At 66.9% G+C, this 22,169-nt stretch carries 21 protein-coding genes and 1 other RNA gene; 11 read left to right on the top strand and 11 right to left on the bottom strand.

The features are described 5' to 3' along the window. The first annotated feature begins 16 nt into the window (after positions 1-16). Positions 17-274 (top strand): molybdopterin converting factor subunit 1, encoded by a 258-nt coding sequence (moaD, locus tag ACN22W_RS10305; RefSeq protein ID WP_031403202.1) that lies wholly within the window; start codon positions 17-19, stop codon positions 272-274. A 10-nt stretch (positions 275-284) separates the two neighbouring features. Then, complete coding sequence (gene moaE / locus ACN22W_RS10300) at positions 285-761, top strand: molybdopterin synthase catalytic subunit MoaE (protein ID WP_048246867.1); 477 nt, start codon at positions 285-287, stop codon at positions 759-761. Positions 762-820: 59 nt separating this feature from the next. Here moaE and ACN22W_RS10295 read toward each other — a convergent pair whose 3' ends face one another. Continuing rightward, positions 821-1,381, bottom strand: a complete 561-nt coding sequence (locus tag ACN22W_RS10295) for a group III truncated hemoglobin (protein ID WP_419684026.1) — start codon at positions 1,379-1,381, stop codon at positions 821-823. 250 nt (positions 1,382-1,631) lie between these two features. Here ACN22W_RS10295 and ACN22W_RS10290 point away from each other — a divergent pair, with 250 nt between their 5' ends. Both ACN22W_RS10290 and clpB read left to right on the top strand, forming a co-directional pair. Beyond that, positions 1,632-2,150 carry an Rrf2 family transcriptional regulator gene (locus ACN22W_RS10290; RefSeq protein ID WP_419684024.1) on the top strand — a complete coding sequence of 173 codons (519 nt, stop codon included), beginning with the start codon at positions 1,632-1,634 and terminating at the stop codon, positions 2,148-2,150. Between the two features lie 157 nt (positions 2,151-2,307). After that, positions 2,308-4,905 carry an ATP-dependent chaperone ClpB gene (gene clpB, locus ACN22W_RS10285; RefSeq protein WP_343492247.1) on the top strand — a complete coding sequence of 866 codons (2,598 nt, stop codon included), beginning with the start codon at positions 2,308-2,310 and terminating at the stop codon, positions 4,903-4,905. Between the two features lie 120 nt (positions 4,906-5,025). Here clpB and ACN22W_RS10280 read toward each other — a convergent pair whose 3' ends face one another. From ACN22W_RS10280 to trxA, 10 genes are all read right to left on the bottom strand, one after another. Further along, the gene (locus ACN22W_RS10280; protein WP_048246875.1) at positions 5,026-5,463 is read right to left on the bottom strand and encodes a YidB family protein; all 438 of its coding nucleotides are present in this window, start codon (positions 5,461-5,463) and stop codon (positions 5,026-5,028) included. An 88-nt stretch (positions 5,464-5,551) separates the two neighbouring features. Then, entirely contained in the window at positions 5,552-6,148 is a 597-nt protein-coding gene (locus tag ACN22W_RS10275) for a ComEA family DNA-binding protein (protein ID WP_419684021.1), read from the bottom strand. A gap of 321 nt (positions 6,149-6,469) precedes the next feature. Continuing rightward, positions 6,470-7,825 (bottom strand): MATE family efflux transporter, encoded by a 1,356-nt coding sequence (locus tag ACN22W_RS10270; RefSeq protein ID WP_419684019.1) that lies wholly within the window; start codon positions 7,823-7,825, stop codon positions 6,470-6,472. Positions 7,826-7,827: 2 nt separating this feature from the next. Next, positions 7,828-9,660, bottom strand: coding sequence for an ArnT family glycosyltransferase (locus ACN22W_RS10265; protein ID WP_155420241.1), 1,833 nt, complete (start codon positions 9,658-9,660; stop codon positions 7,828-7,830). Between the two features lie 145 nt (positions 9,661-9,805). Next, positions 9,806-10,066 (bottom strand): type B 50S ribosomal protein L31, encoded by a 261-nt coding sequence (locus ACN22W_RS10260; protein WP_006753671.1) that lies wholly within the window; start codon positions 10,064-10,066, stop codon positions 9,806-9,808. 157 nt (positions 10,067-10,223) lie between these two features. Then, positions 10,224-11,057, bottom strand: a complete 834-nt coding sequence (locus ACN22W_RS10255) for a M90 family metallopeptidase (RefSeq protein WP_343492252.1) — start codon at positions 11,055-11,057, stop codon at positions 10,224-10,226. A gap of 38 nt (positions 11,058-11,095) precedes the next feature. Further along, positions 11,096-12,652 (bottom strand): MFS transporter, encoded by a 1,557-nt coding sequence (locus ACN22W_RS10250; RefSeq protein WP_419684016.1) that lies wholly within the window; start codon positions 12,650-12,652, stop codon positions 11,096-11,098. Then, on the bottom strand, positions 12,649-13,149 hold the full coding sequence (locus ACN22W_RS10245) for a MerR family transcriptional regulator (RefSeq protein WP_129512287.1): 501 nt from the start codon (positions 13,147-13,149) through the stop codon (positions 12,649-12,651). The genes ACN22W_RS10250 and ACN22W_RS10245 overlap by 4 nt, the downstream gene beginning before the upstream one ends. A 131-nt stretch (positions 13,150-13,280) precedes the next feature. After that, positions 13,281-14,543, bottom strand: a complete 1,263-nt coding sequence (gene rho / locus ACN22W_RS10240; protein WP_006478662.1) for a transcription termination factor Rho — start codon at positions 14,541-14,543, stop codon at positions 13,281-13,283. Between the two features lie 195 nt (positions 14,544-14,738). Next, entirely contained in the window at positions 14,739-15,065 is a 327-nt protein-coding gene (gene trxA / locus ACN22W_RS10235; protein ID WP_006402348.1) for a thioredoxin TrxA, read from the bottom strand. 390 nt (positions 15,066-15,455) lie between these two features. Here trxA and ffs point away from each other — a divergent pair. From ffs to ACN22W_RS10200, 7 genes are all read left to right on the top strand, one after another. Then, positions 15,456-15,554, top strand: an RNA gene (ffs, locus tag ACN22W_RS10230) — signal recognition particle sRNA small type. Positions 15,555-15,681: 127 nt separating this feature from the next. Then, positions 15,682-18,060: a DNA polymerase III subunit gamma/tau gene (locus tag ACN22W_RS10225; protein WP_419683995.1), complete on the top strand. Its 2,379-nt coding sequence runs from the start codon at positions 15,682-15,684 to the stop codon at positions 18,058-18,060. 92 nt (positions 18,061-18,152) lie between these two features. Further along, entirely contained in the window at positions 18,153-18,479 is a 327-nt protein-coding gene (locus tag ACN22W_RS10220) for a YbaB/EbfC family nucleoid-associated protein (RefSeq protein ID WP_006482124.1), read from the top strand. Between the two features lie 31 nt (positions 18,480-18,510). Continuing rightward, complete coding sequence (gene recR / locus ACN22W_RS10215) at positions 18,511-19,107, top strand: recombination mediator RecR (protein WP_034181272.1); 597 nt, start codon at positions 18,511-18,513, stop codon at positions 19,105-19,107. A gap of 48 nt (positions 19,108-19,155) precedes the next feature. Beyond that, positions 19,156-20,361, top strand: a complete 1,206-nt coding sequence (locus ACN22W_RS10210) for a CaiB/BaiF CoA transferase family protein (RefSeq protein ID WP_343492256.1) — start codon at positions 19,156-19,158, stop codon at positions 20,359-20,361. Between the two features lie 115 nt (positions 20,362-20,476). Next, entirely contained in the window at positions 20,477-21,238 is a 762-nt protein-coding gene (surE, locus tag ACN22W_RS10205) for a 5'/3'-nucleotidase SurE (RefSeq protein WP_343492257.1), read from the top strand. After that, positions 21,235-22,167 carry a protein-L-isoaspartate(D-aspartate) O-methyltransferase gene (locus ACN22W_RS10200; RefSeq protein ID WP_419683991.1) on the top strand — a complete coding sequence of 311 codons (933 nt, stop codon included), beginning with the start codon at positions 21,235-21,237 and terminating at the stop codon, positions 22,165-22,167. Before surE ends, ACN22W_RS10200 begins: the two co-directional genes overlap by 4 nt. The last annotated feature ends 2 nt before the right edge of the window (positions 22,168-22,169 follow it).

Raw genomic sequence — 22,169 nt, 5'->3', positions numbered from 1 at the left:
GACGGCTTCCCGACTCATGAAGATTCAACTGAAATTTTTCGCAAGCGTACGAGAGGCACTGGGCGTGGCCGACGAGCAGGCCGACGTGCCGGACGGCGTGACGACCGTCGGCGACGTGCGCGCGTGGCTGCGCGTGCGCGGCGGTGCGTGGGCCGAGACGCTCGCCGAAGGTCGCGCGTTGCGCATGGCCTGCAACCACGAGATGACCGATCCCGACACGCGCCTCACCGAGGGCTGCGAAGTCGCGTTCTTTCCGCCGGTGACGGGCGGTTGACGAGCACGCGATGGCAACGATACGCATCCAGGCCGACGACTTCGATCTGAACGCCGAAGTGACGGCGTTGCGCGCGCGCAACCCGAAGATCGGCGCGGTCGCGTGCTTCGTCGGCACGGTGCGCGACCTGAACGAAGGCGATTCGGTCGCCGCGATGGAGCTCGAACACTATCCGGGCATGACCGAGAAGGCGCTCGAGAAGATCGCGGCCGAGGCCGGCCGGCGCTGGCCGGGTATTGACGTCGCGATCGTGCATCGCGTCGGCAAGCTCCTCCCGCTCGACCAGATCGTGATGGTCGCGACGGTCGCCGCGCACCGCGGCGATGCGTTCGCGTCGTGCGAGTTCGTGATGGACTACCTGAAGACCGAGGCGCCGTTCTGGAAGAAGGAAACGACGCCGGACGGCGAGCGCTGGGTCGATGCCCGTACGACCGACGATGCCGCGCTCGCGCGCTGGGGCGTCGAATCGGGCAACACGCCGCGCTGAACGCGCGTCCGCGCGCTGCGGCCATGTGCCGCAGGTGCGCAATCGGTGCGCGACGCGCGTTACGCGTCCGGATCGGCGCTGCGCCCGATGATCTTCGTCGGAAACGGCTCGCCGCGGGCGCGCGACGGCAACGCATGCGGGTCGTCGCCCGTGTCGCGGCGGCGCGGCGCGATCGCGTCGAGCAGGGCCTGCTGCTCGGGCGGAATCCGATAATCCCAGCCGAACCGGCTCAATTGCAGGCTCTGCGCGATCCGCAGCGCGGGTTCCATGAAGCGGATCGCCGCGGGCGGTGCGTAGCGCGTCTCGACGGTCTTCAGGAACAGCGACAGCCAGCGGCTGAAATGGGCCGGTTCGATCCCGTCGAGCGGCTGGTGCGCCTGCTGCACGTTGCCGCGATAGCCCTTGGTGCCGAGCACGAGGCCCGACCAGAACGTGACCATCTTCGGCAAATGGTCGTCCCAGCGGCCGGCCAGCTTCGCGTCGAACACGGGCCCGAGCAGCGGATCGGCGCGCACGCGGTCGTAGAACGCGTAGACGAGCGCGCGGATGTTGTCTTCGGTCGGCTCGGCATCGCGAGGGCGGGCCGGGGCGGTATCGGGCGAGGCGGGGATGGCGGTCATGGCAAAAAGGGCCGGGAGAGCTGGGCAACGTCAACGCGGCGGCGCAGGCAACGGACAGGACGCCGGCCGGATTTTGACGCAAAATAGCGTCCAACACCCCCTGAAAAACGTGCAGATGTCACGCATCTTATATGTGCGCGCGCCATCCCGGCAACCCGGGCTGCGAAACAGGGCCGTCGGTCGGCCCCGCGCATCCCGATCGGCCCGGTTCACGTGACCGGGGCATGATCGATCTTTTCCGTATTCGCCCATGAGACTCACCGACTACACCGACTATTCGCTGCGCGTGATGCTGTACCTTGCCGTGCGCGGCGAGGGGCTCGCGACAATCCAGGAGATCTCGGATGCCTACGGCATCTCGAAGAACCATCTGATGAAAGTCGTGCAGCAGCTCGGCGAATTGGGATGGGTCGACACGGTTCGCGGCCGCAATGGCGGGCTGCGCCTCTTCCCGGAATCGCTGCGGCTGACGGTCGGCCAGGTCGTGCGCGCGACCGAGAGCGACTTCGCGCTGGTCGGCTGCTTTTCGACCGACGACGGCGAGTCGCGCGGCTGCGTGATCGAGCCGCAGTGCCGCCTGAAGGGCGTGCTGGCGGCCGCACGCGATGCGTTCTTCGCCGAACTCGACCGTCACACGCTCGGCGAGCTGGTCGAAGATGCGTCGCCGCTCGTGGCGTTGCTCGGCATCCGTCCGTTCGCGCTCGTGCGTGCCGAGCCGTCACCGGACGAAGCGGCTGCAGCCGTCGAGCCGCCGTCGACGGCCGGCTGACGCGCGGGCACCGCGTCCCGCGATCCGGTCGCGACCTGCTCCCGGGCCGCTTCACGGATATCCAGCAATTTTTGCGCTGAATCAACCCGAATTTCGCTTGAAAGCCGCATAACCATCCTCATCTTGGTGTTAATCGAAAATTGGAGGTCTCGACTAAATGAGAATCGACAAGCTCACCACCAAGTTCCAGGAAGCACTCTCGGACGCGCAAAGCCTCGCGGCAGGCCGCGACAATCAATACATCGAACCCGTTCACGTACTGGCGGCGCTGGTCGCGCAGCAGGACGGTTCCGCCCGCTCGCTGATGTCGCGCGCGGGTGTTCACATCCAGGCGCTGCAAGGCGCGCTGAACGAAGCCATCTCGCGCCTGCCGCAAGTGACGGGCACGGGCGGCGACATCCAGATCGGCCGCGAGCTGGCCGGGCTGCTGAACCAGGCCGACAAGGAAGCGCAGAAGCTCAACGACACGTTCATCGCGAGCGAGATGTTCCTGCTCGCCGTCTCCGACGACAAGGGCGAAGCCGGCAAGCTCGCGCGTCAGCACGGCCTCACGCGCAAGTCGCTCGAAGCCGCGATCGCCGCGGTGCGCGGCGGCTCGCAGGTGCATAGCCAGGACGCGGAAAGCCAGCGCGAGGCGCTCAAGAAATACACGGTCGACCTGACCGAGCGTGCCCGTGCGGGCAAGCTCGATCCGGTGATCGGTCGCGACGACGAAATCCGCCGCTCGATCCAGATCCTGCAACGCCGCACGAAGAACAACCCGGTGCTGATCGGCGAGCCGGGCGTCGGCAAGACCGCGATCGTCGAAGGGCTTGCACAACGGATCGTCAACGGCGAAGTGCCCGAGACACTGAAGGGCAAGCGCGTGCTGTCGCTCGACATGGCCGCGCTGCTCGCGGGCGCGAAGTACCGCGGCGAATTCGAGGAGCGCCTGAAGGCCGTGCTCAACGACATCGCGAAGGACGAAGGCCAGACGATCGTCTTCATCGACGAAATCCACACGATGGTCGGCGCGGGCAAGGCCGAAGGCGCGATGGATGCGGGCAACATGCTGAAGCCGGCGCTGTCGCGCGGCGAGCTGCACTGCATCGGCGCGACCACGCTCGACGAATACCGCAAGTACATCGAGAAGGATGCCGCGCTCGAGCGCCGCTTCCAGAAGGTGCTGGTCGACGAGCCGAGCGTCGAGGCGACGATCGCGATCCTGCGCGGGCTGCAGGAGAAGTACGAACTGCACCACGGCGTCGACATCACCGACCCGGCGATCGTCGCCGCGGCCGAGCTGTCGCATCGCTACATCACCGACCGTTTCCTGCCCGACAAGGCGATCGACCTGATCGACGAAGCCGCTTCGAAGATCAAGATGGAAATCGATTCGAAGCCCGAAGAGATGGACAAGCTCGACCGCCGGCTGATCCAGCTGAAGATCGAGCGCGAAGCCGTGAAGAAGGAGCCGGACGAAGCGTCGCAGAAGCGCCTGCAGCTGATCGAGGAAGAGATCGACCGCCTCGGCCGCGAATACGCGGACCTCGAGGAGATCTGGACCGTCGAGAAGGCCGCGGTGCAAGGCAGCGCGCAGTTGAAGGAAGAGATCGAGAAGGTGCGTGCGGACATCGCGCGGCTGCAGCGTGACGGCAAGCTCGAGAAGGTCGCCGAACTGCAGTACGGCAAGCTGCCGCAGCTCGAGGCGCAACTGAAGCAGGTCACGCAGGCCGAAGAGAAGGAGCAGCACAACCCGACGCGTCCGCGCCTGCTGCGCACGCAGGTCGGCGCCGAGGAAATCGCGGAAGTCGTGTCGCGTTCGACGGGGATCCCCGTGTCGCGGATGATGCAGGGCGAACGCGAGAAGCTGCTGCACATCGAGGAAAAGCTGCACGAGCGCGTGGTCGGCCAGCACGAGGCGATCGGCGCGGTGGCCGATGCGATCCGCCGTTCGCGCGCGGGTCTCGCCGATCCGAACCGTCCGTACGGCTCGTTCCTGTTCCTCGGCCCGACGGGTGTCGGCAAGACCGAGCTGTGCAAGGCGCTGGCGTCGTTCCTGTTCGATTCGGAAGAGCATCTGATCCGCATCGACATGAGCGAATTCATGGAGAAGCACAGCGTCGCGCGGCTGATCGGCGCGCCGCCGGGCTATGTCGGCTACGAGGAAGGTGGTTACCTGACGGAAGCCGTGCGCCGCAAGCCGTACAGCGTGATCCTGCTCGACGAGATCGAGAAGGCGCATCCGGACGTGTTCAACGTGCTGCTGCAGGTACTCGACGACGGCCGCATGACGGACGGGCAGGGGCGCACGGTCGACTTCAAGAACACGGTGATCGTGATGACGTCGAACCTCGGCTCGCAGGTGATCCAGGCGATGACGGGTGCGCCGCAGGACGAGATCAAGGACGCCGTGTGGCTCGAGGTGAAGCAGCATTTCCGCCCCGAGTTCCTGAACCGGATCGACGACGTCGTCGTGTTCCATGCGCTCGACCGCAGCAACATCGAGTCGATCGCGAAGATCCAGCTGGCGCGCCTGCACGAGCGGCTCGCGAAGCTCGACATGGCGCTCGACGTGTCGGAAGCGGCGCTCGAGCAGATCGCGAAGGTCGGCTACGATCCGCTGTTCGGTGCGCGGCCGCTGAAGCGCGCGATCCAGCAGGAGATCGAGAACCCGGTCGCGAAGCTCATCCTCGCGGGTCGCTTCGGTCCGAAGGACGTGATTCCGGTCGACGTCAACGACGGCAAGTTCGTGTTCGACCGCGTCGTTCACTGATCGCCTGCCATCGGCCGCCCGCCCGGTTCGCGCCGGGCGCGCAAAAACAAACACCCCGCCTCGGCGGGGTGTTTGCTTATGGGGTGGCTGAAGCGGCCGCTGCGCGGCGCGCCTGGCCCTTTAGCCCTGCTTGTTGCCGCCGAACATGCCGGCGAGCTGCGACAGCGAGCCGAGCACGTTCGACGGGTCGACCTGCGCCTGGCCGTCGGCCGGCACCGCGCCGTCCGGCGTCGCGTGGTTCACGACGTGCGGCAGCACCTGCGCGAGGACGGTCGATGCCATCGACGGGTCGACGCCGAACTTGCTCGCCAGCGCGCCGATCGCGTCGGAGCCGAGCACGTTCTGCAGCGCGTCGGGCGAGATCGGCTGGTTCTGGCCGTTGCCGACCCACGAGCCGATGATGTCGCCGGCGCCGCCTGCCTTGAACTTCTCGATCAGGCCGTTCAGGCCGCCCGGCTGGTTGTTGATGAATTCGAGCGCGGTGGTGATCAGCGCGCTTTGCGAGTTGCCGCCTGCCTGGCCGCCGATCAGACCGCCAACGATGTCGAGGAGACCCATGGTTCTTCACCTTCACTGAGAAGGGCGCCGTGACGACGGCGCCCGTTGAACGAATACCGCGCGCACGCCGTCGCGCGCGCGGCGCACATCAGGCGCCCGACGCCGCGGCGGCGGAGGCTGCCTTGTCCTTCTTGCTCTTCTTCTTCGAACCCTTCGCCGCCTTCGCGGACGATGCCGCGGCCGGTGCGCTCGCACCCGCTTCCGCGGACGCCGACGCGGCAGCCGCCGCCTTGTCCTTCTTCGACATACGCTTGCTCTTCGCCGGCTTCGTTGCCGCGTCCGGCGCGCTGGCAGCCGGGGCCGTCGTAGCGGCCGTCGTGGTCGTGGACGTCGCAGTGCCTGCCGACGTCGTCGCCGGCGTGGTGGCCGGTGCCGTCGCGGCCGGCTTCGACAGCTTCACGCCCTTCGGCGGCGTCGCCGAGCCGCCGATCGTCAGGCCATTTTCCTCGAGATGCCCGACCGATTTCGTGCCGAGGCCCTTCACGCGGTTCGCCAGATCGTCGGCGTCCTTGAACGGGCCGTTCTTGGTGCGTTCGTCGATGATCGCCTTGGACTTCACCGGCCCGAGACCCTTCACGGATTCGAGCGTGGCCTGGTCGGCCGTGTTGACTTCGACGGCCGCGGCAAGGCCGGCGGCAAGCGACAGCGATAGCGCGACGAACAGCATCAGCAGCTTTTTCAGCATGGCAAAGGCTCCCTGGTTCTGACGGATGAATGGCTGTTGCAACGGACGGCGGGGCGAGACCCGGCGAAGTGTCGCCGTTAAGCATAGGACAAATGCGTGCCCTTTTTAAGACAGGCTGACCGAATCTTGCTGAAGGCTTGCGTTGCTGTAAAGACCGAAAGCCGCGCCGGGCGGCGATTTTGACCATTCTTTACGGTGTCGCGGGGCGTGGTTTTGTTCCTGGCAGGTCGAGAACCGTATCGAAACGTTCTGCCCCCGATCCGCTGACGATCGGGCATTCGCCGAGCTGCGCGGTGATGTCGGCCGGCAGGTCGTGCCGCGTCAGGCCTCGGCCGCGACGTGCGCGCGACTCACGCGGCGCAGGTAGAACACGAGCCCGGCGCCCGCGAGCATCAGGCTGATCGTGTTCGCGAACCAGAAGCCGCGCGCGCCCGTCAGCCACGCGGGCGCGATGCCGCCCACGTCGAAGCCGAGCACGTAGCCGCCGCTGAGCCCGACGCCCCACAGCGCGACCGCATAGATCACGGTCGGCACGATCGCCACCTTGTACGCGCGCAGCACGAAGGCCGACGTGACCTGCAGCGCATCGAAGCAGTGGTAGCACGCGACGATCGCGACCAGCGGCATCGCGGCCGCGGCGACGGCCGGGTTCGGCGTGTAGCCGCTGACGATCAGCGGGCGCAGCGTGAACACGAGCACGCCGTAGGTGGCGGCGACGCCGCACGCGAACATCACGCTGTGCCGGCCGAGCAACCGTGCTTCTTCGGGACGTCCGGCGCCGAGCGCGCGCGCGACCAGCGTCGAGGCCGCCACGCCGATCGACAGCGGCGTCATGTACAGCACCGCGCCGATGTTGCCGGCGATCTGGTGGCCGGCAAGCGTCGTCGTGCCGAACTGCGCGATGAACAGCGCCATGCACGTGTACGACGTGACCTCGATCAGGTACGACAGGCCCATCGGCACGCCGAGTTTCAGGATCGCCTTCTGGCGTTCCCAGACGGGCCAGCAGAAGCGCGAGAAGATCGCGAGCGGCGCGAACACGTCGAGTTTCGCGAGCAGCGTGTAGCCGATCAGCGCGAGTGCCCAGTTGATCAGCGTACTGGCGAGCCCGCAGCCCGGGCCGCCGAGCGCCGGCACGCCGAACCCGCCGAAGATGAACCACACGTTGAGCGGAAACTTGAGCAGCAGCGCGCCGATCTGCAGGATCATCGCGAGGCGCGGCTTGCCGGCCGCGTTGGTCAGCGCGTTGTAGATGCGGAATACGAGGCTGGCGGGCAGCCCGTACGACAGGATGCGCAGGTAGTCGACGGTGCGGTCGTGCAGCGCGGCGGGCGTGTGCGCGAGGTGCAGCAGCGGTTCGGGAAAATGCAGCAGCAGGAAGCCGGGCACCGCGAGCAGCAGCGAGAGCCACAACGCCTGGCGCACTTCCTCGCCGATCTCGGCATAGCGCCGCGCGCCATACAGTTGCCCGGTGATCGGCTGCAGCGCGGACAGGATGCCCGTCAGGCCGATATAGATCGACACGTAGATCGACGAACCGAGCCCGAGCGCGGCCAGATCGGTGGCTGAGTAGCGGCCGACCATCGCGGTGTCGATCACGCCGAACGCGATGATCGCGAGCTGGCCCACCAGCACCGGCCACGCGAGACCGACGATTCGGCGGATGTCGCCGAGCATCGTCAATCGGCCGCCTGGCGGCGCGGCGGACGCCGCTTGACGGGCGTCTTCGGCCGCTCGATGCGTTCGTACAGGCGGAAGCGTTCGTCACGGTCGGCGACGCGGCGGCCTTCCCACACGAGACGCCACACGTATTGCGACATCGCGCTCGGCTCGCCGAAGTCCGCGCGGTCCTGGCGCAGGATCACGTCGCAGTCGCCGGAGAAATCGAAATGCATGTTGCCGAAATACGCGAAGGTCGCGATCTGCGCATCGCCGAGCCGCACCGGCGAGATGCATTCGTAGTCGGACGGCAGGTGCACCGCGATCTGCTGTGCGACGTCGCGATAGGTCCGGCCGTAGTTGACGATCGGCAGCCACAGCGTCATCAGCAGCACCCACATCAGCGTGGTGCCCGCGCCCGACAGGACGACGCTGCGCCACAGCACCTTCGGCTGCCGCGAGATGCGCCAGCGCACGAGCACGCACCAGCACACCGTGACGATCACCGCGCAGATGAACGACAGGATCTTGAAATGCGGCTCGTAGCCGGGCACGAGACGCGCGAGGTTGCGCGCGAGTGGATGCGGGAAGCCCGTGAGCGACGCGAGCCACACGAGCCATACGAAGGTGCCGAGGATCGTAAAGCTCAGCACCGCGAACCAGTCGAACGCGTTGATCGCGCCGCGCTTGAGGGTCGGCAGCGCAAACGTCGCGAGTACCGCGAGCGGCGGCAGCAGCAGCATGTACATGCGGTTCGACTGCTGGCTTTGCAGGATCACGAGCGCGACGAGCGGCACGGCGACCGACAGCGGAATCGCGATGTGCGCGCGGCGGCGCATGCCGGCCCAGCTCCACCACGCCCAGATCGCGAGCGGCCACGCGGGCCACGTGAACAGCGGCAGGTTTTTCGCGGCGTAAGCGAGCACGGCGGTCGGCGGGCCCGAGAAACGCATCAGGCTGCCGTGGATCCACTGGTTGAAGAACCATGCGGCGTCGTCGGGCGCCGCAACGAATGCGGCAAGCGGCCACAGCGCGAAGATCGCGGCCGCGAGCGGCACGCCGACCAGCGGCAGCCGCAGGTTGCGCATCTCGGGCGTGACGAGCCACAGCGCGGCCGTGCCGGCGAGCAGCGCGACGACCAGCACGGGATTGCCGGACAGCGCGACGAGGCCGATCGCGAGGCCCCACCACAGCGCGCCCTGCATCGGTTTGTCGATGCCGCGCACGATCCCGTAGACGAGCATCGCGATCCACGCGAACTGCGCGACCTGCGGCGTCGTTTCGTGCCCGCGTTCCGCGAGGCCGAAGCAGGCGACGAGGACCAGCAGCGCGCCGTCGGCCAGCGTGCGGCCGTAGTCGCGCGGCTCGGGCTCGCCGCCGAAGGCGTATTTGAATGGCTGGACCTCGGCGCGCCGGCCGAGCAGGTAGGCCGCGTACCAGACGAACGCGCACGCGACGCAGAACAGCACGCCCGTATCGACGCGCGACGCGTTGCTCGCATCAACCCACGGGCCGAGGCCGCGGATCGACAGCGCGCCGAGCCAGTAGCCGAGCGGCCCGTCGGTCGTGATGAACTTGCCGACGAGGTTCGGCAGCAGCCAGTCGTGCCAGCCGCCCTTGGCCATCGTCCACATCACGCCGAAGCCCGCCGCGTCCTCGTTCTTCCACGGGTCGCGGCCGAACAGGCCGAACGCTGCGTAGACGAAGCAGAGGGTGAGCAGCAGCCAGCGCGGCAGCGCACGCGTGGCGGAGGCGGTGAGACGGACGACAGGCTTCATGCAGATGAGCGATTTGTTATGGGCGGGCGGCCGGCGCGATCGCGCGCGGCCGAGCCGGTTTCGAGCATCCGGCATTGTAGACGCGCCGGCTGTTGCGCGTCAGGTCGATGCCCCGGGCGCCGGCCGGCGATTTCCGGGTGAGCAGAGACAAAAAAGGGCAGCCTGGGCTGCCCTTTTGTGCGATACCGGTGCGTTGCAACCACCGGATGCGGTGCGAAGCTTACTTCGCCTTGCCGCTGGCGCGAACGCCGAACTTGTTCTTGAACTTCTCGACACGGCCTGCCGTGTCCATGATCTTTTGCTGACCCGTGTAGAACGAGTGCGATTCCGACGACACTTCGATCTTGGCGAGCGGGTAGGTCTTGCCGTCGAGTTCGATGTTTTCGCGCGTCTGGATCGTCGAGCGCGTGATGAACTTGAAGCCGTTCGACATGTCTTGGAAGACGACTTCGCGGTAATTCGGGTGGATGCCTTCTTTCATGGTCTTTCCTTGGTGAGAGCGGTAGCCAACCCGCCGCTTGCCGTGCCGGATCGCGTGAATTACGCGTACCAGCCGACGCCAAGCCCGGCGCGAGCCACTTGCCTAAGGTCGAAAAACGGCGATTATGCCAGAAAATCAGATGGTTGACGAATAATTTTCACGGTGCGTCGAGCGCGCCGGTGCCGGCCGGATCCTGCCGGTAGTAGCGGGCGAGCAACCGGTACAGCTCCGGAAATTCGGACTCGAACGCGCGCGGTCGCACGAACAGCGCTTCGCTGCACACCGCGAAGAATTCCGACGGGTGGTCGGCCGCATACGGATCGATCAGCGATTCCCGCTCGAAGCGCGCCCACGCGCGGTCCGGCACCGCGTCGACGCGCGCGCAGAACTGGTCGTACGCATGCTCGAACACGTCGGCCCACGCCTGCGCGTCGAGATGCGGCGCATGCCAGCGGCGAAAAAGGGGCGGATAGCCGTCGGCCGCGCCGTTGACCATGTCGATCTTGTGCGCGAACTCGTGGATCACGACGTTGTACGCGTCCTGGCCGTCCGTCATCTGCGCGTCTTCCCACGACAGGATCACGGGGCCGCCTTCCCAGGCCTCGCCGCTCGCATCCTGTTCGACTTCGTGGACCACCCCGTCTTCGTCCTGCACGGTCTTGCGGATCAGGAATTCGCCCGGATACACGACGACGCCGACCCAGCCGTCGTACAGCGACAGGTCGAGATTCAGCACCGGCAGGCAGGCCTGCGCCGCGATCGCGACGATCATCGCGTCGGTCAATTCGAGACCGTGCGCGGTCGAAAACGATTTCTTCGCGACGAACAGGCTCGTCAGCTCGCGCAGCCGGCCGAGCGCGTCGGGCGGTAGCGTGGCGAGGAACGGCAGGCGCTCGACGGTGTCGTGCCACAGCGCGTCCGAGATCGGGTGGCTGCGCAGCGCGCGGTCGCGGCGGCGGTCGTCGAACCAGCGGGTCAGTTTCGAGAGCATGGAGGCGGCTCGCGGAAATCCAAACTCTGTCTTTTAACTCAATCGATCTCTTTTTGCCATGCTGCGAAGAGGCCGCCGACGAGTGCCACGCCCGCCAGGAAATAAAAGCCGTCGAGCGACGCCAGGAACGATGCCTGTTGCGCGACCATGCGGGCGATGGCGGCAATCGCGAGGCCGTGCGCCTCGTTCAGCGCGTGGCCGGCCGCCGCATAGCTGCGCGTCAGCGTGTCGACGGTCTGCTGGAACAGCGGGTCGAACACGTTCGCGCGCTCGACCAGCCGCGTCTGGTGCACGGCCACGCGATGCTGCTCGACGATGATCACCGACGACGTCGCGAACGAGATCGTCAGTTGCCGCACGATGTTCTTCAGCCGGTAGCCGTGCGTGTATTCGTCGATCGCGAAGATCCGGAACGTCAGGTTGGCCACCGGCAGCACGATGAAGAGCAGCAGCAGGCCGCGCAGCAGCAGCGGGACGATTAGCGCGGCTTCGCCGACCTGCGGCGTCATCCGCGTCATCCACAGCGCGGCCGTGACCGCGATCGCGAACCCCGGCACGACGAACCACTTCTTGTGCGTGACGAATTTCGCGTAGCGCAGGTACGCGAACAGCGCGGTGGCCGAAATCAGCGACATCGTGCCCACCAGCCGCCCGGCGTTCTCGACCGGATAACCGAGCCCGCCTTCGAGAAACCGCGATGTCAGGTAACTGAAACCCGTTGTCTCGTAGTAATAGAACATGTAGAGCAGCAGCCCGACCTGGAACGTCCGCTCGCGGAACGCATGCAGCCGCACGAGCGGCGTCGGGTGATTCCATTGGTGATACGCGAACCATGCGAGCGCGCCGAGCCCCGCGATCGTCAGCAGGATCAGCATCGGCGAGCCGCTGTAGAGCTGGTAATGCACCTGCTGCAGCACGATCTGCAGTGCACCTTGCGCGAGCGCGAACACGACATACGGCCAGAAGTGTCCGGAGCCGCGTTCGTCGTCGGGGGTTCTGCCCGAATCGGGCAGCGTGAGCAGCGCGAGGATCGCGAACGCGATGCCGGCCGGCGCGGTGCACGCGAACAGCGCGCGCCACGTCGAATGCGCGACGAGCAGCCCGCCGACGATCGGCGCGAGCGCGCTGCCGAGCAGGATCATGATCAGGAACGCGCGCGTCGCGGGCGGCCGTTCCTGCGGCTTGAAACTGATCTGGATCAGGATCCGGCATGCGCCCATCATCGGGCCGATGAAATACCCCTGGAAACCGCGCGCGAACGCGAGTTCGAGCGACGTATCGGCGAGCGCGGCCGCGATCGCGCCGAACGAGAACATCAGCATGCAGCCGGCGACGTAACGACGATGCCCGAGCCGGTCGACCCACCATTGCTGCTGCAGGATGCCGAGCACGGCCGTGACCGCGTACGCGCTCGACGACCACACGAGTTCGTCGGGCGACGCGTTGATGCCGCCCGCGATGTAGCTCGCGAAGAACGAGAAGACCGCGTTGTCGAAGTAGTCGATGCCGGTGACGAGCGCGAGCGCCCACGGGAACAGGTCCGCGCGCAGGTTCGCGCGGCTCCACAGCGGCGAACGACCGGGCAACGCACTCATTCGCGATCCTTGCGCGCGCGCCGCGTTCCGGCTTCGGCCTGTCGCTGTGCGATCAGCGCATCGGGGTTTTCGCCGGCAAGACGCCGCTCGACGTAGTCGATGTCGTGCTGAAGCTCCTTGCGCAGCGCGACGGCTTCCTTCAGTTCGCGCTGGACGGCCGCGATCCGCCGGTCGAGCGTGCCGATCTGCTCCGCGAGGCCGGTGCGGATGTCGCGCAGCGACGCGTCCGAATAGCGGCGGCGTCCGTCGCCGGTTTCCTCGAGCGGTCGCTTCAGCATTTCGGTGATGCCGTGCAACGAGAAGCCGAGTGCGCGCAGCCGCAGGATGCGCGCGAAGCGCTCGAGGTCGGCTTCGTCGTAGAGGCGGTAGCGGCCTTCGCTGCGCGACGGCGTGACGAGCCCGCGCTCTTCGTAATACTTCAGCGTGCGCGGCGTGACGCCGAGCCGCGACGCGGCGTCGCTCACGGTCAGCAGCGGGGTGGAGGCGTCGTTCGGCATCGGGAGGCGGGGGATTCGGTCGGGGTGATGGCGAGATTATAGATCAACCTGTACGTTCACGTTCAGGTTGGGATCGAAAAACGGCCGCCGGCAAGATGCGCAGGCGGCCGTTCGTTGCGGAGCGAGGGCGATCAGCCGCCGCGGCGCATCAGGTCGAAGAACTCGGAGTTGCTCTTCGTCTGGCGGATCTTGTCGAGCAGGAATTCCATTGCCTCGACTTCATCCATGTCGTGGATGAACTTGCGCAGCACCCAGATCTTCTGAAGGATCTCGGGCTTGATCAGCATTTCCTCGCGACGCGTGCCCGACTTGTTCAGGTTGATCGACGGATACACGCGCTTTTCCGCGAGACGGCGCTCGAGGTGCACTTCCATGTTGCCGGTGCCCTTGAACTCTTCGTAGATCACGTCGTCCATGCGGCTGCCGGTTTCGATCAGCGCGGTGCCGATGATCGTCAGCGAACCGCCTTCCTCGATGTTGCGCGCCGCGCCGAAGAAGCGCTTCGGACGCTGCAGTGCATTCGCGTCGACACCACCCGTCAGCACCTTGCCCGAAGCCGGGATCACGGTGTTGTAAGCGCGTGCGAGACGCGTGATCGAGTCGAGCAGGATCACGACGTCGTGCTTCATTTCGACGAGGCGCTTGGCCTTCTCGATCACCATTTCGGCGACCTGGACGTGGCGCGTGGCCGGTTCGTCGAACGTCGATGCGATCACTTCGCCGGCGACCGAGCGCTGCATTTCGGTCACTTCTTCAGGACGCTCGTCGATCAGCAGCACGAACAGGATCACGTCCGGGTGGTTCTGCTTGATCGCGTGTGCGATGTGCTGGAGCATCACGGTCTTGCCCGACTTCGGCGACGCGACGAGCAGGCCGCGCTGGCCCTTGCCGATCGGCGCGATCATGTCGATGATGCGGCCCGTGACGTTCTCTTCGCCGCGCATTTCGCGTTCAAGCGACAGCGGCTTGTTCGGGTGCAGCGGCGTGAGGTTCTCGAACATGATCTTGTGTTTCGAGGCCTCGGGCGGCTGCCCGTTGACTTTGTCGACCTTCACCAGCGCGAAGTAGCGCTCGCCGTCCTTCGGCGTGCGGACTTCACCTTCGATGGTGTCGCCGGTGTGCAGGTTGAAGCGGCGGATCTGCGACGGGCTGATATAGATGTCGTCGGTGCTCGCGAGGTACGACATTTCCGGCGAGCGGAGGAAGCCGAAGCCGTCCGGCAGCACTTCGAGCGTACCGTCGCCGAAGATCGTCTCTCCCGTCTTGGCGCGCTTTTTGAGAATGGCGAACATCAACTCCTGCTTGCGCAGGCGGTTCGCGTTTTCGATCTCGAGGCCATTGGCCATTTCGATCAGTTCGGAGACGTGCAGAGACTTGAGCTCGGATAAATGCATACGGAGAACCCGCCAGGGAGGAGAAGCGACGAAAGAAATAAAGGGAGGAGGGCGAGCGGAAGCGCTCAGAGACTTAAATGCGTCTTGTAGACGTTTTTTAATTCTAGCATAGGCCGATTCGCGCTTGAGCGGCCGATCGGCGGCTTGACGACGGACGTGTTGCCGGCTGACAACACGTCCGCGGAACTGCCGGTATTACAGGTGGCTGTCCAGGAATGCGGTGAGCTGCGACTTCGACAGCGCGCCGACCTTCTGCGCGGCGGCCGCGCCGTTCTTGAACAGGATCAGCGTCGGGATGCCGCGCACGCCGAACTTCGCGGGCGTCGCCTGGTTGTCGTCGACGTTGATCTTCGCGATCTGCAGCTTGTCGCCGTAGTCCTTCGCGACTTCGTCGAGGATCGGGGCGATCATTTTGCACGGGCCGCACCATTCGGCCCAGAAATCGACGAGCACGGGCTTGTCGGACTTGACGACGTCCTGTTCGAACGATGCGTCGCTGATGTGTTTGATCTGTTCGCTCATTGGGTCAATACCTCTTACGGTTCGGGGACTGCCTGCTTGCGCGTTGCGGCGTACCGGCCTCCGTAGGCTGCCGGCCGCCGTGGCAGGTAGCTCCGCTCTCCGGACGGGAGGGGCGTAAGCGCTGCATGCCGCGGCTCGCGGGTCGTTCGGGCGTCATATTAGCCTAAATTGCTATCTGCTGCGGGCGGCGATAGTAGCCGCTACGCGAGTAGGGGTACGACGCGACGTTCGACCGTTGTGCCCTGCAGGTGGAGGCCGGCTCGCGAATTACAAGGGGGGCGGGCACGCATGCGATTCGCATGGCCGGACGCGCGCCGGTTTTGCCTGGCCTTTCGCATTGATGCGAACAAACGGTCGCATTCATCCGGAAGCGGTGATAGAATATGCCGTGACGGGCCTCCTCGCATGGTGGGGCGGTGAACCTGGTCAGGTCGGGAACGAAGCAGCCACAATCGTTTTCCGCCAGTGCCGAGGGTCGGGCTCGTCACCTTCCTTCTCGCCCCGTTCGCCGGGCGATTTTCATTTCTGCGCCACACTCCGTTTTACCTGCACTTTGCCCGACTTCCGCACTGTTTCGCGTGTCGGCGCGACGCAACGTTACTGATACAATTTCCCGATGACCTATCAAGTTCTCGCACGCAAGTGGCGTCCGAAGGATTTCGCTTCGCTCGTCGGCCAGGAGCACGTTGTCAGGGCGCTCACGCACGCGCTCGACGGCGGGCGTCTCCATCACGCCTATCTGTTTACCGGAACCCGCGGTGTCGGCAAGACGACGCTGTCGCGGATCTTCGCGAAGGCACTCAATTGTGAAACCGGCGTCACGTCGCAGCCGTGCGGCGTGTGTCGTGCCTGTCGCGAGATCGACGAGGGCCGTTTCGTCGATTACGTCGAAATGGACGCCGCGAGCAACCGCGGCGTCGACGAGATGGCCGCGCTGCTCGAGCGCGCGGTGTACGCGCCCGTCGATGCGCGCTTCAAGGTCTACATGATCGACGAAGTGCACATGCTGACGAATCACGCGTTCAACGCGATGCTGAAGACGCTCGAAGAGCCGCCGCCGCACGTCAAGTTCATCCTCGCGACGACCGATCCGCAGAAAATTCCCGTCACCGTGCTGTCGCGCTGCCTGCAGTTCAACCTGAAGCAGATGCCGGCCGGGCACATCGTGTCGCATCTCGAGCGGATCCTCGGCGAAGAGCAGATCAGTTTCGAGCAGCAGGCGCTGCGACTGCTCGCACGCGCCGCGCAAGGCAGCATGCGCGATGCGCTGTCCCTCACCGACCAGGCGATCGCCTATTCGGCGAACGAGGTGACCGAGTCGGCCGTGTCGGGCATGCTCGGCGCGCTCGACCAGACTTACATGGTGCGCCTGCTCGACGCGCTGGCGGCCGGCAGCGGCCCGGAAATCCTCGCGATTGCCGACGAGATGTCGCTGCGCAGCCTGTCGTTCTCGACCGCGCTGCAGGATCTCGCGAGCCTGCTGCACCGGATCGCCTGGGCGCAGTTCGCGCCGGGCTCGGTGCTCGACGAATGGCCGGAAGCGACCGACTTGCGCCGCTTCGCGGAGACGCTGAGCCCCGAACAGGTTCAACTGTTCTATCAGATCGCGACGGTCGGACGCGCGGAGCTCGGTCTTGCGCCGGACGAGTACGCCGGTTTCACGATGACGCTGTTGCGGATGCTCGCATTCGAGCCGGCCGTTGCCGCCGGCAGTGCACCGGGTGGCCAGCCGTCCGTGCCGCGTGCCGTGCCGGGCCCGCGCGCTGCCGCATCGGCCGCTGCGGCGAAGCCGGTATCGGCCGCACCCGCTGAAGCAGTGCGCGCGCAGGCTGCCGCACCGGCTGCACCCGCTGCGCCGGCTGCGCGTTCAGCACCGGCACCGGCGCCGGCGCTGTCCGGCGATCCAGCAGGCCAGCCGGCCGTGAAGCCGGCTGCCGTCCAGGCGTCCGCGCCGGCCGCGGTTGAAGCGCAGGTTATCGAAACGCCGCAGCCGGAAGCGGATGCGGTGCCGCAAGCGGCGCCGGCCAGCGATACACCGCCGCCCGCCCGCAAGGAATCCGAGCCGCCTGCCGCTGCTGCCGTTGCCGTTGCACAGCGAAACGACGAACCGGCTGCGCCTGCCGCAACGGCGCAGCGCGCTGCGCCGCCCGAACAGGCCGCGCGTCCGTCCGCGCGCGCAGGCGGTGCTGCCGCCGCGCTCGACGTGTTGCGCAATGCAGGGATGCGCGTGTCGTCCGACCGCGGGCGCGCAGGCGCTGCACCCAAACCGGCTGCCCAGCCGGCCGCCGAGAAACCGGCCGCGCCGCGACCTGCCGTCCAGGTGCCGACGCCGCGCGCTGCCGCCCGTGCGCCGCAGGCAGCGGATTCGCGCCAGGCCTCGCCGCCGTGGGAAGACATCCCGCCGGACGACTACGTGCCGCTCAGCGCCGACGAGATGTTCGGCGGCCCGCCCGACGATGGCTTCGTACCGGTGTTCGACAGCGGTCCCGACGATGTGCGCGTGACGCCGAATCCGGTGGAAGCCCGTCCGTCCGCACCGGTCGACACGCGGCCGTTGCCGCCCGCGATCGCACTCGATCCGGTCGGCTTCGACGGCGACTGGCCGGCGCTGGCCGCACGGCTGCCGCTCAAGGGCGTCGCGTACCAGCTCGCGTTCAACAGCGAACTGACTGCCGTCGATGCGACGACGCTGAAACTTTCCGTGCCGGTGCCGCAGTATGCGGACGCCGCACAGGTAGCGAAGCTGAAGGCCGCGCTGGCCGACGCGCTCGGCAAGCCGGTCGAGGTGGCCGTCGAGGTCGGGCCCGCACGGCGCACCGCGGCGGCACTCGACGCGGCCGCGCGCGCGGCACGCCAGCGCGAGGCCGAGCAGGAGATTCACGGCGATCCGTTCGTCCAGCAGCTCGTGCGCGACTTCGGTGCGCGCGTCGTCGAGGGTTCGGTGCGTCCGCTCGCCGATTCGGCGTCGGACGGCCCGCCGCCGACGCTGCATTGAACTGACCGCGCCCCGACAGGCACAATCACGCCCACACATTGGCCGGCACGCGCCGCGTGCCGGTTTTCACACGATCAAGAAGGAGTATTCCCATGTTGAAAGGCAACCTCGCCGGACTGATGAAGCAAGCGCAGCAAATGCAGGAAAACATGAAGAAGATGCAGGAGCAGCTTGCGCTGATCGAAGTCGAAGGCCAGTCGGGTGCCGGCCTCGTCAAGGTGACGATGACGTGCCGCAACGAAGTGCGTCGCGTGTCGATCGATCCGAGCCTGCTCGCGGACGACAAGGACATGCTCGAGGATCTCGTCGCGGCTGCGTTCAACGACGCCGTGCGCAAGGCCGAAGCGACGTCGCAGGAAAAGATGAGCGGCATGACGTCGGGTCTGCCGTTGCCCCCGGGCTTCAAGCTGCCGTTCTGAGCGCAGCGTCCGTGCCACTTTTTGCCGCCGTATGAAACAGCCGTCCGCCCTGTCCGCTCTCGTCGAAGCGTTGCGCGTGCTGCCCGGCGTCGGGCCGAAATCCGCGCAGCGCATGGCGGTTCACCTGATGCAGCACGATCGGGAGGGCGCGGAGCGGCTCGGCCGGTCGCTGCTGTTCGCGACCGAGCACCTGCAGCACTGCGAGAAGTGCAACACCTTCACCGAAGCGCAGATCTGCGAGGTCTGCAGCGACGAGGAGCGTGATCCGACGCTGCTGTGCGTCGTCGAGACGCCTGCCGACCAGATCATGCTCGAGCAGACGATGACTTACCGCGGGCTGTATTTCGTGCTGATGGGGCGGCTGAGCCCGCTCGACGGGATCGGCCCGAAGGAAATCCATTTCGACCGCCTCGTGCGGCGCGCGTCCGACGGCATCGTCAAGGAAGTCGTGCTCGCGACCAACTTCACGAACGAGGGCGAAGCCACCGCGCACTACCTCGGCCAGACGCTGAAGGCGCGCGGGCTCGCGGTCACCCGCCTCGCGCGCGGTGTGCCGGTGGGCGGCGAGCTCGAATACGTCGACGCGGGCACCATCGCCCGCGCGATGCTCGACCGCCGCACGATGTAAGCCGGGCGCCGCCCGCGGGCGGCGCCGTTCCTCATGCCAGGGAGACACATGAGCACCAGCCAGGGCCCGCTCGCGGGCGTCAAAGTGCTCGAATTCGGAACGCTGATCGCGGGGCCGTTCGCGTCGCGGCTGTTCGCCGAATTCGGCGCGGAAGTGATCAAGATCGAGGATCCGAACGGTGGCGACCCGCTGCGCAAGTGGCGCAAGCTCCACCCGGAGCAGGGCGGCACGTCGCTGTGGTGGTCCGTTCAGGCGCGCAACAAGAAATCGGTCACGCTCAACCTGAAATCCGAAGCCGGCAAGGCGATCGCGCGACAGCTCGCGGGCGAGGCCGACATCGTGATCGAGAATTTCCGTCCGGGCCTGCTCGAAAAGCTCGGGCTCGGCTACGACGTGCTGTCGGCCGACAACCCGGGCCTCGTGATGGTGCGCCTGTCCGGCTACGGGCAGACGGGCCCGTACCGCGACCGGCCCGGCTTCGGCGCGATCGCCGAATCGATGGGCGGGCTGCGCCACATCACCGGCTATCCCGATCTGCCGCCGCCGCGCATCGGCATCTCGATCGGCGATTCGATCGCCGCGCTGCACGGTGTGATCGGCGCGCTGATGGCGCTCCATCACCGCAAGGTCAATGGCGGCGCGGGGCAGGTGGTCGACGTTGCGCTGTATGAAGCCGTATTCAACATGATGGAAAGCGTGGTGCCCGAATACGGCGTGTACGGGATGGTGCGCGAGCGCACCGGCGCGTCGCTTCCGGGCATCGTGCCGTCGAATACCTATGCGTGCCGCGACGGCAGCATCGTGATCGGCGGCAACAGCGACCCGATCTTCAAGCGCTTGATGAAGGCGATCGAGCGCGACGACCTCGCCGACGATCCCGCGCTCGCGCGAAACGACGGACGCGTGCCGCGCACGCAGGAGATCGACGACGCGATCGCCGCGTGGCTCGCGCCGCGCACGATCGACGATGCGCTCGTCGTGCTCAACGCGGCCGACGTGCCGGCCGGGCGTATCTACAGTGCCGCCGACATGTTCACCGATCCGCAGTTCGTCGCGCGTCAGATGATCCAGCGCTTCAAGCTGGCCGACGGCACCGATATTCCGCTGCCGAACATCACGCCGAAGCTGTCGGACACGCCGGGCGAAACGCGCTGGCTCGGGCCCGAGCTCGGCGAACATACGGACGAGGTGCTGCGCGGCCTCGGCTACGACGCGCAGGCGATTGCCGCACTGCGCGACGCGGGCGCGATCTGAGCGCAGAACGCCGCCGCGCAATGCGGCGGCGCACCGTGCGCGGATGCGTGCGCCGTCCATCCGCGGCCGCCGGACTGTCGCTCTCGCGCCATCTTTCCTCGGTTACAATCGCCGGATGCGAATCCTACTCAGCAACGACGACGGCTATCTTGCCCCCGGTCTCGCCGCGCTCAGCGAAGCGCTGCGGCCGCTGGCCGAACTCACGGTGATCGCGCCCGAGCAGAACTGCAGCGGCGCGTCGAATTCCCTGACGTTGTCGCGGCCGCTGTCGGTGCAGCGCGCGACGGGTACGGGTTTCTTCTACGTGAACGGCACGCCGACCGATTCGGTGCACGTCGCGTTGACGGGGATGACCGACGCGAAGCCGGATCTCGTTGTGTCGGGGATCAACAACGGCCAGAACATGGGCGAAGACACGCTCTATTCGGGGACAGTTGCAGCGGCCACCGAAGGCATCATGTTCGGCGTTCCGGCCATCGCATTCTCGCTGGCCGACAAGGGCTGGGCCCATCTGGCGGACGCCGCGCGCGTCGCCGCGGAAATCGTCGAGCACACGCTCGCGCATCCGCTGCCGGGCCAGCCGCTGCTGAACGTCAATATTCCGAACCTGCCGTACGACGAACTGAAAGGCTGGAAGGTCACGCGCCTCGGCAAGCGTCATCCGTCGCAGCCGGTGATTCGCCAGACCGACCCGCGCGGCGAGCCGGTCTACTGGATCGGTGCGGCGGGCGCGGCGCTGGACGCGAGCGAAGGCACCGATTTCCACGCCGTCGCAAACGGTTTCGTGTCGATCACGCCGCTGCAGCTCGACCTCACGCATACGCAGATGTTGCCCGCGACGCGCGAATGGGCGCGCGCCGGAGGGCGGGCTTCATGAGCGGCGAGCGCGCGAAGCGGTTCCCGCTCGCGCTCGAGGATCTCAAACGAGCGCCACGCAAGTCGGAAGGTCGGGCCGGCGATCGCCATGCGGCAGCCGCGAAGCCGAAGGCCGCCGACAAGCCCGCGACCGTGCTGAAACCGGTTGCGGTGAAGCCGGCCGCCGTGCGAACGACGCTGCCCGGTCCCGCCGCCGCGAAGCCCGCGACCGCGCCGAAGCCGACCGTACTCAAGCCCGCGCTGCCGAAGCCGGCGGCGCCGAGCGTCGCGCCGGCCGGCGCGTTCGCGCTCACGTCGGAACGTGTGCGCGAGCGGATGGTCGAACGGCTGCGCGCGAACGGCGTGAGCGACGCGCGCGTGCTGGAGGCGATGGCCGCGGTGCCGCGCCACCTGTTCGTGGATCCGGGGCTCGCGACGCAGGCCTACGAGGATTCCGCGTTGCCGATCGGCCACCAGCAGACAATTTCAAAGCCGTCGGTCGTCGCGCGCATGATCGAACTCGCGATGGCCGGCCGCACACTCGAGCGCGTCCTCGAGATCGGCACGGGCTGCGGCTATCAGGCCGCCGTGCTGAGCCACGTGGCACGCGACGTGTATTCGATTGAACGCATCAAGCCGCTGTACGAGCGCGCGAAGCTGAACCTGCGGCCGCTGCGCGTGCCGAACATCCGTCTGCACTACGGCGACGGGCGTGTCGGTCTGCCGTCCGCGGCCCCGTTCGACGCGATCGTGATCGCGGCGGCGGGGCTCGACGTGCCGCAGGCGCTGCTCGAGCAGCTCGCGATCGGCGGGCGGCTCATCGCGCCGGTCGGCGCGCAGAGCGGGCAGCACCAGGTGCTCACCCTCGTCGAGCGCGTCGCGCACGCGCAATGGCGAGAGTCACGGCTTGATCGCGTTTTCTTTGTCCCTTTAAAATCCGGAGTGATTTGAAA

The sequence above is a fragment of the Burkholderia theae genome (assembly GCF_048565265.1).
In the GTDB taxonomy this organism is placed as follows: Bacteria; Pseudomonadota; Gammaproteobacteria; order Burkholderiales; family Burkholderiaceae; genus Burkholderia; species Burkholderia theae.
This window is presented reverse-complemented; position numbering and strand designations above follow the sequence as displayed.

What these genes read in the sequence shown, in the direction of transcription:
- moaD (WP_031403202.1), top strand. Translation starts at nt 17, where the DNA reads ATGAAGATTCAACTGAAATTTTTCGCAAGCGTACGAGAGGCACTGGGC.
- moaE (WP_048246867.1), top strand. Translation starts at nt 285, where the DNA reads ATGGCAACGATACGCATCCAGGCCGACGACTTCGATCTGAACGCCGAA.
- ACN22W_RS10295 (WP_419684026.1), bottom strand. Translation starts at nt 1,381, where the DNA reads ATGACCGCCATCCCCGCCTCGCCCGATACCGCCCCGGCCCGCCCTCGC.
- ACN22W_RS10290 (WP_419684024.1), top strand. Translation starts at nt 1,632, where the DNA reads ATGAGACTCACCGACTACACCGACTATTCGCTGCGCGTGATGCTGTAC.
- clpB (WP_343492247.1), top strand. Translation starts at nt 2,308, where the DNA reads ATGAGAATCGACAAGCTCACCACCAAGTTCCAGGAAGCACTCTCGGAC.
- ACN22W_RS10280 (WP_048246875.1), bottom strand. Translation starts at nt 5,463, where the DNA reads ATGGGTCTCCTCGACATCGTTGGCGGTCTGATCGGCGGCCAGGCAGGC.
- ACN22W_RS10275 (WP_419684021.1), bottom strand. Translation starts at nt 6,148, where the DNA reads ATGCTGAAAAAGCTGCTGATGCTGTTCGTCGCGCTATCGCTGTCGCTT.
- ACN22W_RS10270 (WP_419684019.1), bottom strand. Translation starts at nt 7,825, where the DNA reads ATGCTCGGCGACATCCGCCGAATCGTCGGTCTCGCGTGGCCGGTGCTG.
- ACN22W_RS10265 (WP_155420241.1), bottom strand. Translation starts at nt 9,660, where the DNA reads ATGCCGGATGCTCGAAACCGGCTCGGCCGCGCGCGATCGCGCCGGCCG.
- ACN22W_RS10260 (WP_006753671.1), bottom strand. Translation starts at nt 10,066, where the DNA reads ATGAAAGAAGGCATCCACCCGAATTACCGCGAAGTCGTCTTCCAAGAC.
- ACN22W_RS10255 (WP_343492252.1), bottom strand. Translation starts at nt 11,057, where the DNA reads ATGCTCTCGAAACTGACCCGCTGGTTCGACGACCGCCGCCGCGACCGC.
- ACN22W_RS10250 (WP_419684016.1), bottom strand. Translation starts at nt 12,652, where the DNA reads ATGAGTGCGTTGCCCGGTCGTTCGCCGCTGTGGAGCCGCGCGAACCTG.
- ACN22W_RS10245 (WP_129512287.1), bottom strand. Translation starts at nt 13,149, where the DNA reads ATGCCGAACGACGCCTCCACCCCGCTGCTGACCGTGAGCGACGCCGCG.
- rho (WP_006478662.1), bottom strand. Translation starts at nt 14,543, where the DNA reads ATGCATTTATCCGAGCTCAAGTCTCTGCACGTCTCCGAACTGATCGAA.
- trxA (WP_006402348.1), bottom strand. Translation starts at nt 15,065, where the DNA reads ATGAGCGAACAGATCAAACACATCAGCGACGCATCGTTCGAACAGGAC.
- ACN22W_RS10225 (WP_419683995.1), top strand. Translation starts at nt 15,682, where the DNA reads ATGACCTATCAAGTTCTCGCACGCAAGTGGCGTCCGAAGGATTTCGCT.
- ACN22W_RS10220 (WP_006482124.1), top strand. Translation starts at nt 18,153, where the DNA reads ATGTTGAAAGGCAACCTCGCCGGACTGATGAAGCAAGCGCAGCAAATG.
- recR (WP_034181272.1), top strand. Translation starts at nt 18,511, where the DNA reads ATGAAACAGCCGTCCGCCCTGTCCGCTCTCGTCGAAGCGTTGCGCGTG.
- ACN22W_RS10210 (WP_343492256.1), top strand. Translation starts at nt 19,156, where the DNA reads ATGAGCACCAGCCAGGGCCCGCTCGCGGGCGTCAAAGTGCTCGAATTC.
- surE (WP_343492257.1), top strand. Translation starts at nt 20,477, where the DNA reads ATGCGAATCCTACTCAGCAACGACGACGGCTATCTTGCCCCCGGTCTC.
- ACN22W_RS10200 (WP_419683991.1), top strand. Translation starts at nt 21,235, where the DNA reads ATGAGCGGCGAGCGCGCGAAGCGGTTCCCGCTCGCGCTCGAGGATCTC.